The sequence below is a fragment of the Shewanella phaeophyticola genome (assembly GCF_025398315.1).
GTDB lineage: Bacteria > Pseudomonadota > Gammaproteobacteria > Enterobacterales > Shewanellaceae > Shewanella > Shewanella phaeophyticola.
Map to the genome: position 1 here is coordinate 2,710,114 of NZ_JAODOQ010000001.1, position 14,922 is coordinate 2,725,035.

Here is a 14,922-nt window from a genome sequence, read left to right on the forward strand (position 1 = left end):
AGGCTCATAGCATTCGTCGTTATCAGTGGCTGATAGCGTATCATTATCTTTAGCATTCATTATGGGTATCACTTAACTTTAGTGGGGCTTAAAATTTAATGGGTTATTGTTGGCTTAATACTGAGTCAAAGTTGTGTAAATGACGTATCAGCTCAGCGTAATCGGTCATACCTTGCCACACATGTTCAGCCATTGGCGCTATGGCCATATTGGTCGGTAACGGCTGCTCGAGCTCAATAAGTTCACGCATTTTGGGTATAAAAATAAACTGCAACCACTGCTCAAATGCCATGGTATCACAAGCAAAAGGGGCGCTGCTCGCCATAGCGTGCACACTGGGCGCACTATCAACCCATAAAGAACACTGCTTAAGTGTTTGTTCTAAAATAATTAAATGGTTTTTACAGGTAAAATAAAGCATAAACATGAACGACAATATCGAGGCTAAGTCGGATTATGATATCATTTAGCTTCTTGAATACCCATCCAACTTGTTTGATTTAGTGAAGACACCATGACCGAAATAACCACCTTAAGCCAATTTCTGACCACCGCGAACACCCAATTCCAAATTTACGATTTAGGTCGCCGTGTTCAGCACATTGATATGTTGGCATTTCACCAAATCGATTCTTTATTGGCACCTTATCCGTATCCTATTCAAGGGCATGCGCAGTTTGCCATCGTGTTTTGGCAGCAACAACAGCAACCGTATATCTGGTTTGTTAAGTTACCCTTAGACGAGCAAGGCTTGTTATCACCCGCCCCTCGCACTCAATTTATTAAAATGATTTTAGAGGCTCTAGGGCGAGATCCTACCCAAGCATTAACCGATGAGCAGCAAGAACAACTTGCTAACCATCCTTTTAGCTTTAAACCAAATCAAAATAAGCTCGCACTGTTTAATGCCTTAGTTAGACTGCAACTTGGACAAGCAGCCTCTAGCCAGTATGAATTTGCAGCACAATATTTGTCTGGCCAAGCGCCAACAGACAGCTGGCAACAATTAGGTTTACAAGGTTTAGCGGATATTTGCGTTCGCGCACATCAATTTGATCATCTTAATGACATTATTAATGCATTCGATCAAACACCAATAGAGGTGCAAGCAGCATTGTGCCAATGCCTTGAGCATATTAGTGTTGAAGCCGATTTAGCTGAACGGTTATTTGCAAAGATGTCGCAAGCTGAGCCTGACTTAAAAGTGATGTATTTAGCCGCTCTTGCGTCAAATACGCAACTGAGTATGGCTGCTATTACGCAACTGGATGAACAGCAATTGTTAAACGACAATAGTTTAATTACCATTGCAGCGCGTAATTGGCTGGCACTAAAAGATGATGCAACCCGTAAAGTGTATTTAGAAGCATTAGCAAAACAGCCACAGCACTTCTTTAACCAAGTGTTTGCTGATATCGTGGCGATACCAAGCTTACGTCAAGGATTACTGTCAGATTTACGTCATCCAGACCGAAGCATTCAATTAGCGACCGCCATTGGCGGATTATTTAAGGCCACCAGCCTATGATGAGTGATTTTTTATTAATTGTTGCTTTAGTTGTTGTCGGTGCATTTTTTTGGCAACTTAGGCAAATGGCTGAACTCAGCCGTAAAGTTACTGAGCAATCATGCAAAAAACAAAATGTTCAAATGCTTGCTATTGCGATGGAATCTGCTCGCCCAAGTATTGGCGGATCAACCGGAATTTGTTGGAAAGCCACATTTATGTTCGAATTTAGTACCGATGGTATCAATCAATTCCGCGGCCATATTATGATGCACGGCAATCGAGTGACTAAAATTCAATGGCCTATTTTCCCTGAACCAGAATGGATGGACGCCCCGATGGCAAGCGGTAAATTTGGTGGGTGTGGGTCAAGCCAAAGTTGTAACTCTGGTAAGTGCCACTAGTTCAGTATTGAAGCACCGTTTATTACCACAGTTCAGCAGTAAGCTTACTAAAAAACGCTATTTTTAACAAAATAGCGTTTTTTTTGCTTAGATTATTGGATTAGGTTTGTGGCTTATCCAATATTTTATACTCGCTATACGTCACTTTATGTATGCTATCTAATGATTTAAAAATCGCTGCGGTACCATTAATGGTGGTTGAAGTGTGCGCAGGCATCACCAATCCTTCAAACACATCAAAACCCAACTCCAATTCAAATTTGGTAAGGGTGACTGAAAATGCAGGGTTTAATTCGTCGGTATTGCTGATTAGAATTTTGCGTAACTGCTTCGAGCTCTTATCTAGGTAAATAGTCCCAGTTAATGCATTATTATCTAATTTGTCGATATTGGGTGTAAACGAAAATGCGACATTATCGCCCTCCTCATCCACTAATGTTAATGTCGATAAATTAATCAGATCAGAAAACGCTAATTCATGGGTATTTTCGTCTTTATCTTGCAGGAGTTCTTGCTGATGTTCTGCGGTATTCTTTTAAACGATTTTTGTCAGGCGTTTCACCATTTTCAGTCACTAAGCTCCAGCGTTCTGAGCCGGGTAAAGCGGCATTAAACTGTTCAACTCGGGTCATGTCTGGCATCACAGTATGTTGTGAATACTGCCAACGCACTTTAGTATCGTCAGTATTGTAATTGATATCGCTTAACGCTTGCTCGACCCATTGTTGCTGCTCTTCACTCACTTGTGCATTGCCGTTATAGCAAACTAATGAAAACCCCATCAATAGTGCAATTTGAAACCCTTTCATGCTATCTCCTCAACCATGTGTACTTAACCCCATGCGTATATGCATTTTACAATTTGACAACATATGCTGATAAAGTTCCATAATCTTAAAAAAAGCAAAAAGAAAGGCCGCGACAGTAACTGTCGCGGCCTTTTTATCTCTTGTTAAGCCTTCCCGCTATTACAGTGCTCCCTGCACCATCCATGCGTCTAACTTGCGTCCTGCTCAATCCTTGGTCATTCCGTGATGATCCTTGTGCTTGCGTACTTTCCTTCTTACTCGATTATCCATTGACCGAGCCTGCTCTATCCTAAGCGTGTCCTTGTATCATCCTTGAAATCTTTACTTATCCTGTAGCAAATCATTTGCTGAGCATTGTGCGTCCTGCAACATTATCATCCTAATAATGTTTAAAACCCGTTATTCACTTTAAGCGTATAACGTGTTTTGCGTTTCATCCTGAAACAGTCATTCGTCCATCACATCCGTTTGCTTGTGGTCATCTATGACCTATTTACTTCCTTGTGATTGTTCCGTCCTAGGAACAAGATAAATAATAGTTCATTTACCTCCACGTAAACAGGCTCTATCAAGTGAATAATTTAGCACCATAATCGCATAAAAAATAAAAGCACATTAAATTAATAACTTAAGATTTTTATAAATTATTTACTCAAAAATAAAGTGATTAATCTCACATTGCTTGTGAGATATATCTCACAAATAGGCAGGCTAAAATGGCAAGCGTCACACCAGAAGTTAACAACAAAACAACAAGTAAAGCGGTGCAAATAAGATAATGCTTGTATTAAAACAAATAAACACTCCACACGTTCATTATTGTTTTGTGAAAAAATCGTGAATGTCCATGCGTTCCCATAACAGGCAACTAAGAAGACAATGGAAAAATGACTAAGCAATTAGCGTTAAACATACCCGACTCAAAAGCAAGCTGCAAAATGGTTAGGCGAGACTGTAACTTACTTTATTTAAAAACCATTCAAATTTAATTCCCTACAACAATGAACAAACTTAAATATGGTCCTTCGAATCTAATACCATATATGGTATTAATTGAATTTTGAATCGACTTTCCCTCCCTGCGTCAACATACCGCCAGTCATGGAGATGGTAAAACAATTGATTAAAATTTTTTGGCTACAAAAGCAAAAAGGCACAACCTTAATAATAAGGTTGTGCCTGTAACGCTTTTTGTCAGCAATCCAGCTGAAATTGTGCTCCCTGCATCATCCATGTATACATGCATCCTGCATCCGTTTCCTTGTGCTCATTTCCTTGATTCTTTGTAAACAAAGTATCTTATGAGTGTCATTCCGTTGAACAGTCTATCCATCGACTGAGCATTCAATCCGTTGAGTCATCCTTGTTGCGTCCTGCAGTCCTATCCCTTTTTCCTTGTGTCGCTTGCGCTTCACCCTTCCTTGATTCGGTTATCCATTTACCGAGCTTATGCCTAGTTCCGTGGGCGTGTCCTGTGCATCATCCTTGAAATTCTGTACTAACAATCTACTTTAGCAATTGGTTTCAGTTCTCAAGCAAACTCAGCTTTATTTCTCATCCTAAGAAAACCACTTCGTTATTTGCTTTCGATGGGTACATTTTATCTAAAAAGCATTGCATGGAAAGTCACTAAAACTGACTGACATAAAAGATTCACATATCAAAAAACGTACTAAAAACACAACCCACTGTTTAATATATGATTTTAATCATGAGCCATGCTAAATGCTGGCAAAAAAAGATAAGATAACCTACATCAATGTAGGATAATGCTTACAAGAGTGTGAGCTAGGCTCTACTTTGCCCCAATAACGTTGCGCCACAGCCGTTTTAACATTTGTCCAAACATCACCCAATCTCCCCATAAGCTATACAGTGGGTAGGTAAATGTTGCTGGGCGATTTTTTTCAAATATAAAGTGGCCTAACCAGGCAAAACCATAGCCAACAACCGGTAATAAAAGCAGTTGCCACCAATGTTGGTTAATTAGCGTATTGACAATAATGACTAAAATAATAGTGCTGCCTACATAGTGTAATCTCCGGCACACAGGGTCTTGATGTTGCGACAGGTAAAACGGATAAAACTCGGCAAAAGAGGTATAACGTTTGGGTTGCATAACTTACTCCATAATGTATTTAACTAACAACGGATAACAACAAATAACCATTGAAAATGTTAGATGTTTTGTTTCGGTTTAGCCTTGGTTTGCTGCTTCCTGTTTGTTATAAAACAAAATTTCGCCATCAACTTGACCAATATTCACTTCTGCTAGACTGACAAATCCTTGTTGAACAAACACAGCATGGTGATATGGGTGAGTCACAAATACACCAATACCATCTAGCCGTGGTTGTTCGTCGCACCAGCTCAGTACCGCCTCGACTAACCGCAGAACCGTAGCCTTTTTTTTGTTCATTTGGTACTAGGGCAATAAACTGTAAAATGCCGCATTTATCTGACGGAAGATGTTCTAATATACAGCTTTCTTTTTCCATTAACCCTTGGGTTGACTTCCAACCTGTGCCCATCACCATTTTTAAACGCCAGTGCCAATAGCGGCACTCGCCTAAAGGGATTTGTTGTGTTATCACACATGCCACACCGATAAGACGTTCTTGATCAAATAAGCCAATTAGCGCCTGTTCTTGCTGCCACAGTTCATTTAACTCTTCGCGGATCGCCGCGCGAAGCTTTTGTTCATACTGTTGAATGTCTTGCTTGCCCAGTACCTCAATAAAATAAGGATCATCGTGGTATGCGTTGTAAAGGATTGAGGCCGCCACACGTAAGTCTTCAGCAGTTAAATACACTGCGCGTAAGGTTTCCAAGGTATTATTGTCCATTATCGTTATTCCTTGTGTTATGACTCTTGTTAACTTAGCAAGTTAACAAGTTTGAAACAATCAACAAATATTGTTTACCTTATATAGTTAATAGTTCGCTATATCGGCGAGTTCATTGCAATTTTTGCGCTGAAGATTAATACTGAATTAATTGCAATAAGTCATCTAGGGAGTCGTGAAAATGGATACCACAGAAAATGATTTAAGCCATTTATTTCAACAATTAGGGCTAGGCCATAAACCGCAAGAGATCAATGATTTTATTAGCCAAAATAAGTTAGCTAAACACACTTTATTAATTGATGCCCCATGTTGGAATTCGAGTCAATGCGCATTTTTAAAAGAGGCATTAATGGAAGACGCCCAATGGTCGGAAGTCATCGACCAATTGGACGTCATGATGAGAGAATAGTAGCAATAATTACATTAGCTTAAATTTGCTGATATGCCGTGTCACCCCAGCCCACTAAGAGGTTATCTCTAAACACCACTGGGGTGCACTCATCTTTAGTGGTTTTACCGTCGCCTTTTGCCCACTGAGTACGATAAAATAAGACTTTTATTGCTTGGTCTGTATTAGCTGAATTGGTTTTTGAATACGCTTCACTGAAATCAGCGGTGCCCATTAGTGTCACCACTTGTTCGCTGCTCATGCCGAGTGCAAGGTTAGCCAATAAAGCACGGTTTTTATCTTGTTGTTCTTGCCAATACTCATGGCTTTTTCCTGATTCATGATCGCCTACGCTAATCACACAGCCGCTTAATCCCACTGACATTAGCGCTACGACACTTGCCGCAATAAGTTTTGATTTCATGTTGCATCCTTTTTGTTAAAATATAGCCCGCATTGTGTTGTGATCCTTTAAGCTAGAATCATGCCAAAATATAAAACATTGAATTTAATAGGTTTTATATTTCATTTCTGCAACAGTAGTGATTCTGACTACCAAAAATTAAGGAATTTAACTAACAATGAGTCCAATTGAACAGGTGTTAGCCGCAGCAAAGTCCATTGCCATTAATGGACATACACCGAGCTTAGCGTTAATAAAAAGTCGTTTAGGCAGTCGCTTCCCCATGCCAGTGCTGATCCAGGGCTTACAACAATTTAAATCTTTGCCAAAATCTGAATGGCAAAACTTACCTGAGTTGAATGACATTCCGCCCCTAGAGTCCCCAAGTGACGAGCTCGCCAGCCCAATTGCGCAATTGCAGCAACAAGTCGACACCATGCAGCAACTGATTAACCAGCTCAACAACCGCGTAAATGAACTTGAACAACAAGTTAACCAACATTTGCCAACAACTTCCCCTAAGGCCGAATAATCCATGTTTGTTTTTGAACTTCGCTTTGAATGCTTTGCCGACACCACTATTGATGCCGCCGAAAAAGCCATTAACGGCTTACTCGAAGCGCTGCGCGCTAATGGACAAATATTGGGACGTGAGTTCGCAGTCGCGTTTAATGACGGTGAATTTAAAGTGCGCTTGTTATTGCCAGAAAAAACCAGCCTAGCCAACCGTTATAATAGCCCGTGGGTAAAAATGGCATTAACCGAGCTGACACAAGCCAAGCTGCTGGCGCCGAGAGAAAAGTTTATTGGTCAGGACATTAACTCTGAAGTAACCAATACCGACGAGCCGTCTTGGCAATTGTTGTATACCAGTTATGTTCATATGTGCTCGCCACTGCGCAATGGCGATAACTTATTACCGATCCCGCTTTATCAACTACCAGCCACCTTCAATGGCGACCATAAACGCATCATAAAATGGCAAACTGAATGGCAAGCCTGTGATGAACTGCAAATGGCGGCGGCCACTAAAGCAGAATTTGCAGCATTAGATGAAATCACTCGGGCAGACAGTGATTTATTTAGACGAGGATGGGACTTGCGTGGGCGGATTGAATACCTAACGAGGATACCGACTTACTATTATTTATATCGCGTGGGCGGAGAGTCATTACAAACAGAACTCAACCGCCCTTGCCCACGCTGCGGCTCACATGAATGGAAGCTCGAACAACCGTTATCAGACATGTTTCACTTTCGCTGCAAACCTTGCCGTATTGTGTCTAACATTTCATGGGATCATCAATAAACCTAATGAAATTGAAAATGCATCACACTTTATATACATATGAATATACAGCGTGATGCAGATATTCATTTGCAATAAACATTAACCTAATGATGTTTGCCACGTAAGGTATCCCACATCGTTTTAATCCGCTGCCAAATACCAGGGTGATCAACAATAGGCGCACTCTCTTCAACGGGCTTTTGCGGCGGTTTGATCATGGGCGAAATAATCTGCAAAAACTCGGTTAGCGACTCTGCTAATTTTGTGCGTTGTTTTTCACCTGGAATTTCAATCCACACACTGCCATCGTCATTATTAACGGTGAGCATTTCATCGCCCTCACCTAGCACACCAATAAACCAGGTTGCGGGTTGTTTAAGCTTTTGCTTCATGATCAAATGACCAATTACATTTTGTTGCAAATTTTCAAAGTCTTCTTGGTTCCACACTTGCAATAACTCACCTTCACCAAATGGCGCAGTAAACTGTAATGGCGCTGAAAAATATTCACCATAAAATGCATGAATATCTTGGTGTAGTTGAATATTTAATGCATTCTCAACATTATTAAAGTCAGCCGCATCATCACGTTTAACCGGCTGCCAAAACACAGTATCATCAGTGTCTGAGTTAAATTTTCCTTGAATACATATTGAGTCTTCGCCCAAAGGATAATAGCGCGGAAATTCAGACAAGGTATCTTGGTAAGATTTAAGATAGTTATTTATAAAGTTTTCTAATGCAGATGAACAAGACACTTAAGCCACTCGTAGTTTATAATAAAACCATATTTTGACACGGAAACCGATTAGATGACACACAATCACGACCCTTATAGTGATGCTGATGCACTTAAAGGCCTAACCTTAGGCCATGCAACTGTATATCAAGCTGAGTATGACGCGTCACTGCTGCAAGGGGTTCCACGCAAACTTAATCGAGATGCAATTGCATTAAGTGGTGATTTACCTTTCCATGGTACTGATATTTGGATCGAGCTATGAATTGTCATGGCTAAACGCCAAAGGCAAGCCTGTTGTAGCGTTATTAGAAGTGCAACTGGATATCAATAGCGCCAATCTGATTGAATCCAAATCGTTTAAATTGTACTTAAATAGCTTTAATCAAACTAAGTTTGATAGCGTTGAAGACGTGCAAGACACATTACGTCGCGATTTAGCCGCTTGTGCAGAAGGTGAAGTGACGGTGAAGGTTATCGAACCTAAACACTTTAACCTTGAACGTATTGTCGATTTACCCGGCAGCTGCATTGACGATTTAGACATCGAAGTCACAGAGTACGAGTTTAATCCAGACCATTTAATTGACGGTACAGATCCTGACAAAAATGTCGCAGAAACACTAAACTCAAACTTATTAAAGTCTAACTGCTTAATTACCTCACAACCTGATTGGGGCAGTGTGATGATCCGTTATCAAGGACCTAAGATTGATCGTGAAAAACTGCTGCGCTATTTGATTTCTTTCCGTCAACATAATGAGTTTCACGAACAGTGTGTGGAGCGTATTTTTGTCGACTTAAAAAAATACTGCCAATGCACTAAGTTAACTGTGTATGCGCGTTATACTCGTCGCGGTGGTTTAGACATTAACCCATACCGCAGCGATTTTGAAAACCCACCAGAATCTAACCGTCTCGCCAGACAGTAAACACTAAAGCACTAGCGTAAAACGTTAAAAGCCAATCATCATCGATTGGCTTTTTTTGTTGCCCGTTAAGCGGTATATACTTGTTCTATTAAGCGGAATAAGCTTGTTCCATTAACGTTTCAATAGTTTGTCTAAGCCAAATACATGACTTATCTTGCACATGTTTACTCGGCCAAATACTGAATAATTCAATAGGTCGAGTTTCAAATGGTAATTCGAGTAAATCGAGTTTAAATAACTCAGCGTAACTTTTACTAAATGTACAAGGTGCGATTCCAATAGCATTAGATTTACTGATTAATGACAACATACTCAGTATAGACGATTGTTCACTGTATAAAATTCGCTGTGGAAGCAGTTCATTAGAAATGATATCTGCCACACGCATATTATCGCGATGAAATCGATACATAACATGTTGTGCTGCAAAATATTGATCTCGATTTACACTCTGTTGAATACTAGGGTGTTGTTGGCGCACCACACAAACCATCCTCTCCTGAGCAACCTTTTGAAAATGAAACATCTTGAGTTTTGGAGGCACAATATCAATTAATAAATCAACTTTTTGCATTTGAAGATCTTGATATTGTTCATCCTCAATTGCTGGCGAATGTTTACATACTATTCTTACCGTTAAGTTGGCTAACAACTTATCAAGATACGGCTGAAGCAAATCAATCACCGCTTCATTGGCGTATATCGTAAATAGTCTTGATGATGTGCAAGGATCAAACTCGCGTATTGACCTGGTCAACTGAATTCGGACAACCTAGTTAAGTTCCTTAAGCTACATCCTTCAAATGCTTATCCATACGTTCAAACTCATTGGGACTTTGATAATTGAGGTAAGAATGCATTCGTTGGCTGTTGTACCACATTGTGATGTAATTCAAGACATCTTGTTGAGCTGCATAGCGCGTTCGATAATTGCGCCAATGAACTCGTTCTTGCTTCAAGCTACCGAAAAAGCTTTCTACTACTGCATTATCCCAGCAACAGCCTTTTTTGCTCATACTGCCGACAAACTTATGTAGCCTCAGTATCCGTCTGTATTGGTGGCTCGCATATTGAACGCCTTGATCTGAGTGTATGATCAATCCGGCTTTTGGCTTTCGTTGCCATATTGCCATTGTTAGGGCATCACAAACCAACTGTGCTTTCATTCTGCTGCCCATACTCCAACCAACAACTTTACGCGAATAGAGATCGATTACGACCGCTAAATACAGCCATCCTTCAGAAGTCCATATGTACGTAATATCTTGCACCCACGCTTGATTAGCGCGCTGAACGTCGAAATCCTGCTTAAGTTCATTATCATATATAGGCTTCTTGTGGTCGCTGTTGGTTGTTGTCTTGTACTTCTTTTTATAGCGCACCCAAACGTTTGCTTCTTTCATCAACTGCGCTGTTTTCTTACGCCCAACAGGGTAATCAAGTGAATTCAAAGCCTTTCGAATACGTCTTTGTCCATAGGTGTTATCGCTAAACTCGGCGATATTCTTCACCCACTGCAACATCTCTTGATGCTCTGTATCAACAGAGTACTGAGACTTCCGCTTTTGATAACTGTAGTAATTATTGTTTTTCACACCCAACACGTGACACATTAATATCACTGGCCAGATCTTCTTATTTTGGGCAATAAACGCGTATTTTATTTCGTTTCTTTGGCAAAGAAGACCGTCGCTTTTTTTAGTATTTCACGCTCCATTTCTAAACGCTTAACTTGTGCTTTTAGCTTGCGGATCTCTTCCTGCTCAGACGTTAACTTGCCGTTACCTCTAAAAGCATGGCCATCATAATTTTCTGCTTCTTTTATCCATCGGCCAAGAAGCTGAGGTGTTACTTCTAAATTTCTAGCAGCCTCAGCAATACTGTAATTTTGCTCTCTAACTAATGCGATAGCATCAAGTTTGAATTCTTTTGAATAGGTTTTACGTGTTTTCATTTTAATCTCCAGTTAAATCAATTATGTCTTAACTGGGTTAGTCGTATCAATTAAACCACGTCATATCCCCATTAAGGTTTGCTCCATCGAATCAAGCATTGGCTGAATAGAATTAAAAATATGTAGCCCTGTCGCTGTTGGTTCAATACCTCGTCCAACTCTGATAAATAATTCACATTCTAAGGCCACTTTTAGACGATTTATTGCATTACTTACCGAAGACTGAGTTAACCCTAATTGTTCTGAAGCCAGAGTAATTGATGAATATTGACAAACCGTACAAAACACTCTCAATAAATTGAGGTCCAAAGTCATCAATTTACACTTAAACTCATCGTTCATAGCCTTATCCTTTATCTTCAACACATTCATACTATGAATGTATTAACACCATTTAGCCATAGTTATCTTTAACTTCCAATTAACTAAGATAGATTCATCAACTTTGAACCCTAAATTTTTATTTTAATGAGGAATACCATCATGAAAAAATCTATCATCGCGCTATCAATAATGACATTGTCACTCAACGCCGTAGCTTCACAGCACGAACACGATCATCTAACAGTCGACTATCACGGCAAGGCAGCCACACCGGCTACGATTGCGCATAATATCGCTGTAGCTAAAGACCTTAACTTTAAAGATAAAGACGCATTCGAACGTTTTAGTAAAAACCAAATTGCTGAGTTTGACCAAGCGACCGCCGCTATTTTGCGAGCAGAGTTTAGCTTTATCAGTGAGCAATTTCCTGACTCCGTTAACCCATCTCTTTATCGCCAAGCACAGCTTAATATGGTGCCAAACGGTTTATATAAAGTGACTGATGGTATCTACCAAATTCGTGGCACTGACTTATCTAATATGACCTTGATCCGTGGAGAAACAGGTTGGATTGTTTACGATGTATTGCTCACAAAAGAAGCGGCAGAGCAGTCAATTAAATTTGCACTCGAACACCTACCCGAAGGCAACGATTTACCCATTGTTGCAATGATTTATTCTCATAGCCATGCTGACCATTTTGGCGGCGCACGTGGTGTACAGAATTTATTTCCTGACGTGAAAGTGTATGGTTCAAATAACATTACAACAGAAGTAGTAGATGAAAACGTACTTGCGGGTAACGCAATGAGCCGCCGAGCGGGTTATCAATATGGTGCCACATTAGGTAAACACGACCACGGTATTGTCGATGCAGCCTTGGCAAAAGGCTTATCAAAAGGTGAAATTACCTATGTGAAACCAGATTACGAACTCAACCAACAAGGCAAATGGGAAACCTTAACCATCGACGGGCTAGAAATGGTATTTATGGATGCCTCTGGCACTGAAGCAGCCAGCGAAATGGTGACTTATATTCCGTCAATGAAAGCGCTATGGTCAGGAGAGCTCACCTATGACGGTATGCATAACATTTATACATTACGTGGTGCCAAAGTGCGTGACGCCTTAAAATGGTCAAAAGACATTAACCAAATGGTCAATGCATTCGGTCAAGATGTTGAAGTATTATTTGCATCACATTCAGCACCGGTTTGGGGTAATAGTGAAGTTAATCAATACCTTAAAATGCAACGTGATAACTATGGTTTAGTGCATAACCAATCATTACGCTTAGCCAACCAAGGTGTGGTGATACAAGATATTGGCGATGCCATTATGGATACCATTCCGCAACAGGTCAAAGACACTTGGTATACCAATGGTTATCATGGTACCTACAGTCACAACGCCAAAGCGGTTTACAACATGTATTTGGGTTACTTTGACATGAACCCTGCCAACTTAAACCCTCTGCCAACTCAGCAAGAAGCGACTAAATTTGTTGAATATATGGGTGGTGCTGAAAATGTGGTCAAAAAAGCCAAGACAGACTTTGCCCAAGGAGATTATCGTTTTGTCGCAACGGCGCTCAATAAAGTAGTGATGGCAGACCCAAGTAATGAAAATGCACGCGATTTATTAGCAGACACCTATGAACAACTGGGTTATCAAGCTGAAGGCGCTGGTTGGAGAAACATTTACCTTACGGGTGCCCAAGAGTTACGCGTTGGTATACAACCTGGTGCACCTAAATCTGCTTCTGCAGATGTATTAAGCGAAATGGATATGACCACATTGTTTGACTTTTTAGCCGTCAAAGTCGACAGCATTGCTGCAGACAAGTTAGGTAACATCAGTTTAAATGTGGTCACTAAAGCGACAAACACAACACCTGAAACTACCGTGTTTGTTGAGCTTAGCCATGGCAATCTCAATAACATTGTGGTCGAAAAAGCTAAAACGGCAGACGCTACATTAACCGTCGACAAAGACGATATTGTTAAGGTGTTATTAGGTAAAACGTCACTTAAACAATTACTTGAACAAGGTAAAGCCAGTATGACAGGTGACCAACAAGCCTTTGGTAAAATAGCCTCCACTTTAGTGCAATTTGATGAAAGCTTTGCCATCGTCCCTTTAAAGTAAACGTTAGCAGTAAAACAGTTGCGAATAACGAGTAACATATTTCGTCACTTAATTCAGCCGAAGCGATGCTTCGGCTGAATTGCTTTTCCGCATATTTTTATGCCTGATGCTTTATAGAGAACTTACGATCAACAGACCCTAGGCATTAGCATCGGCCAATAATTGTGCCAGTGACAATTGATAAACCGTTAATGCACTATCGCCACAGTCGTCAGCTCTCGTTAACTCTAGCCCAATATCTTGTTTATTTACGCCTAAGGTGACAGCAAAACGATAATGCTGATCAAGCCGGCTCCATTTGCGTTTGCCATATCATCGTATTAGCAATATCTTCAGCATCGGTAAAGTTAAGCTTAACCCCTTGATATAAGGCAATAGATTGCTCAATCTTGCCCTTCAATTGCACATGCCCTTCATTTAACTCACTAAAGTCAACGGCAAAGGAGTTAAGTGACAAGGCTAAACCTAAACCACGCGCTTTAATGTAAGACTCTTTTACCGCCCATAAATCAAAGAAACGTTGCCGCTGTAGCTCAATGGGTAGCTGCAATAATGCCTCGGTTTCAGCCTGGGTAAAATAATGATTTAAAATTGGCACAATATCGGTACTGCTGCGCTCACGTTCAATATCAACACCAAAACACAGAGATGGAAGATGCACAGATTGAGTACTTTGGGTTAACTCAACATTAAACTCTGGCTTGAGGTTTACGTTTTGCAGGCTGGTCGTCGTTTCAATCACGCCAATCATTAACCATTGGCCACTGTGACTTAAATTAAAATCTAAACCCGTTAACGCAGATAAATCATGGCTTAATGCAGGTTTACCTTTGGCGCCATAAATAAACTGCCATTGAGCAGGCTTAACCTTGCTGTGACGGGATAATATCGCCCTTAACGCTAATCGTACTTGTAAGGCATTATTACGCGCAGACGGGCTTTTATAACGGGCAACTTTAGCCACTTCATCTTCGCTTAGCCAGCCAAGGGCTAACCCCGCACTAAAATCTGCTGAATGGAGTTCATCATCAAGTGGCATAAAGTAAACATGCGGAGTTATGGGCAGATAACATTGATTTTTATCGGCAATAATGGGCATTAAAACAACAAAACTCGAGTAGGCAATAATAAGGTTAAATTACCGTAATATGCACAATGCAGCGAGTAATTTGTC

The 14,922-nt window shown here is 40.4% G+C and carries 16 protein-coding genes and 2 pseudogenes; 7 read left to right on the plus strand and 11 right to left on the minus strand.

Annotated elements, in window-relative coordinates:
• Window positions 1-103: 103 nt before the first annotated feature.
• Window positions 104-421, minus strand: a complete 318-nt coding sequence (locus N4T56_RS12545) for a YqcC family protein (protein WP_261734820.1) — start codon at window positions 419-421, stop codon at window positions 104-106.
• 93 nt (window positions 422-514) lie between these two features.
• On the opposite strand from N4T56_RS12545, the gene N4T56_RS12550 reads away from it, so the two are divergent.
• Window positions 515-1,528, plus strand: coding sequence for a DUF3549 family protein (locus tag N4T56_RS12550; protein ID WP_261733462.1), 1,014 nt, complete (start codon window positions 515-517; stop codon window positions 1,526-1,528).
• Entirely contained in the window at window positions 1,525-1,911 is a 387-nt protein-coding gene (locus N4T56_RS12555; protein WP_261733463.1) for a DUF3301 domain-containing protein, read from the plus strand. The genes N4T56_RS12550 and N4T56_RS12555 overlap by 4 nt, the downstream gene beginning before the upstream one ends.
• A 100-nt stretch (window positions 1,912-2,011) precedes the next feature.
• Here N4T56_RS12555 and N4T56_RS12560 read toward each other — a convergent pair whose 3' ends face one another.
• The 4 genes and pseudogenes from N4T56_RS12560 to N4T56_RS12575 all read right to left on the minus strand — a co-directional run bounded on the left by N4T56_RS12560 (window position 2,012) and on the right by N4T56_RS12575 (window position 5,566).
• A complete protein-coding gene (locus tag N4T56_RS12560; protein ID WP_261733464.1) occupies window positions 2,012-2,344 on the minus strand; it encodes a hypothetical protein in 333 nt (110 codons plus the stop codon).
• 61 nt (window positions 2,345-2,405) lie between these two features.
• Window positions 2,406-2,720 (minus strand): hypothetical protein, encoded by a 315-nt coding sequence (locus N4T56_RS12565; RefSeq protein WP_261733465.1) that lies wholly within the window; start codon window positions 2,718-2,720, stop codon window positions 2,406-2,408.
• Between the two features lie 1,795 nt (window positions 2,721-4,515).
• Complete coding sequence (locus N4T56_RS12570; protein WP_261733466.1) at window positions 4,516-4,839, minus strand: DUF962 domain-containing protein; 324 nt, start codon at window positions 4,837-4,839, stop codon at window positions 4,516-4,518.
• A 78-nt stretch (window positions 4,840-4,917) separates the two neighbouring features.
• Window positions 4,918-5,566: pseudogene (locus N4T56_RS12575) on the minus strand (GNAT family N-acetyltransferase).
• A 181-nt stretch (window positions 5,567-5,747) separates the two neighbouring features.
• On the opposite strand from N4T56_RS12575, the gene N4T56_RS12580 reads away from it, so the two are divergent.
• A complete protein-coding gene (locus tag N4T56_RS12580) occupies window positions 5,748-5,978 on the plus strand; it encodes a DUF2789 domain-containing protein (RefSeq protein WP_261733467.1) in 231 nt (76 codons plus the stop codon).
• A 19-nt stretch (window positions 5,979-5,997) separates the two neighbouring features.
• Here the strand turns inward: N4T56_RS12580 and N4T56_RS12585 are convergent, their stop codons facing one another.
• Complete coding sequence (locus N4T56_RS12585; protein WP_261733468.1) at window positions 5,998-6,381, minus strand: DUF3192 domain-containing protein; 384 nt, start codon at window positions 6,379-6,381, stop codon at window positions 5,998-6,000.
• A 157-nt stretch (window positions 6,382-6,538) separates the two neighbouring features.
• Between N4T56_RS12585 and N4T56_RS12590 the strand changes: the two genes are divergently transcribed.
• Window positions 6,539-6,892: a hypothetical protein gene (locus N4T56_RS12590; RefSeq protein WP_261733469.1), complete on the plus strand. Its 354-nt coding sequence runs from the start codon at window positions 6,539-6,541 to the stop codon at window positions 6,890-6,892.
• Between the two features lie 3 nt (window positions 6,893-6,895).
• Complete coding sequence (locus tag N4T56_RS12595) at window positions 6,896-7,669, plus strand: Zn-ribbon-containing protein (protein WP_261733470.1); 774 nt, start codon at window positions 6,896-6,898, stop codon at window positions 7,667-7,669.
• 86 nt (window positions 7,670-7,755) lie between these two features.
• On the opposite strand, the gene syd is transcribed toward N4T56_RS12595, so the two are convergent.
• Window positions 7,756-8,409, minus strand: coding sequence for a SecY-interacting protein (syd, locus tag N4T56_RS12600; RefSeq protein WP_261733471.1), 654 nt, complete (start codon window positions 8,407-8,409; stop codon window positions 7,756-7,758).
• A 54-nt stretch (window positions 8,410-8,463) separates the two neighbouring features.
• Between syd and queF the strand changes: the two are divergent.
• A pseudogene (gene queF, locus N4T56_RS12605) lies at window positions 8,464-9,322 on the plus strand (NADPH-dependent 7-cyano-7-deazaguanine reductase QueF).
• An 88-nt stretch (window positions 9,323-9,410) separates the two neighbouring features.
• Here the strand turns inward: queF and N4T56_RS12610 are convergent.
• The 3 genes from N4T56_RS12610 to N4T56_RS12620 form a co-directional block, all read right to left on the minus strand.
• Window positions 9,411-10,079: a LysR substrate-binding domain-containing protein gene (locus N4T56_RS12610; protein WP_261733472.1), complete on the minus strand. Its 669-nt coding sequence runs from the start codon at window positions 10,077-10,079 to the stop codon at window positions 9,411-9,413.
• Between the two features lie 28 nt (window positions 10,080-10,107).
• Window positions 10,108-11,276 (minus strand): IS3 family transposase gene (locus N4T56_RS12615; protein WP_390904053.1). Its coding sequence is split into 2 segments (ribosomal slippage): window positions 10,108-11,015 and window positions 11,015-11,276, totalling 1,170 coding nucleotides; the frame shifts between segments, so codons are not numbered across the junction.
• A gap of 60 nt (window positions 11,277-11,336) precedes the next feature.
• On the minus strand, window positions 11,337-11,618 hold the full coding sequence (locus N4T56_RS12620; protein WP_261733474.1) for a LysR family transcriptional regulator: 282 nt from the start codon (window positions 11,616-11,618) through the stop codon (window positions 11,337-11,339).
• A 141-nt stretch (window positions 11,619-11,759) separates the two neighbouring features.
• Between N4T56_RS12620 and N4T56_RS12625 the strand changes: the two genes are divergently transcribed.
• Window positions 11,760-13,748: an alkyl/aryl-sulfatase gene (locus tag N4T56_RS12625; protein WP_261733475.1), complete on the plus strand. Its 1,989-nt coding sequence runs from the start codon at window positions 11,760-11,762 to the stop codon at window positions 13,746-13,748.
• A 283-nt stretch (window positions 13,749-14,031) separates the two neighbouring features.
• On the opposite strand, the gene N4T56_RS12630 is transcribed toward N4T56_RS12625, so the two are convergent.
• Window positions 14,032-14,847, minus strand: a complete 816-nt coding sequence (locus N4T56_RS12630; protein ID WP_261733476.1) for a 4'-phosphopantetheinyl transferase family protein — start codon at window positions 14,845-14,847, stop codon at window positions 14,032-14,034.
• Between the last annotated feature and the right edge of the window lie 75 nt (window positions 14,848-14,922).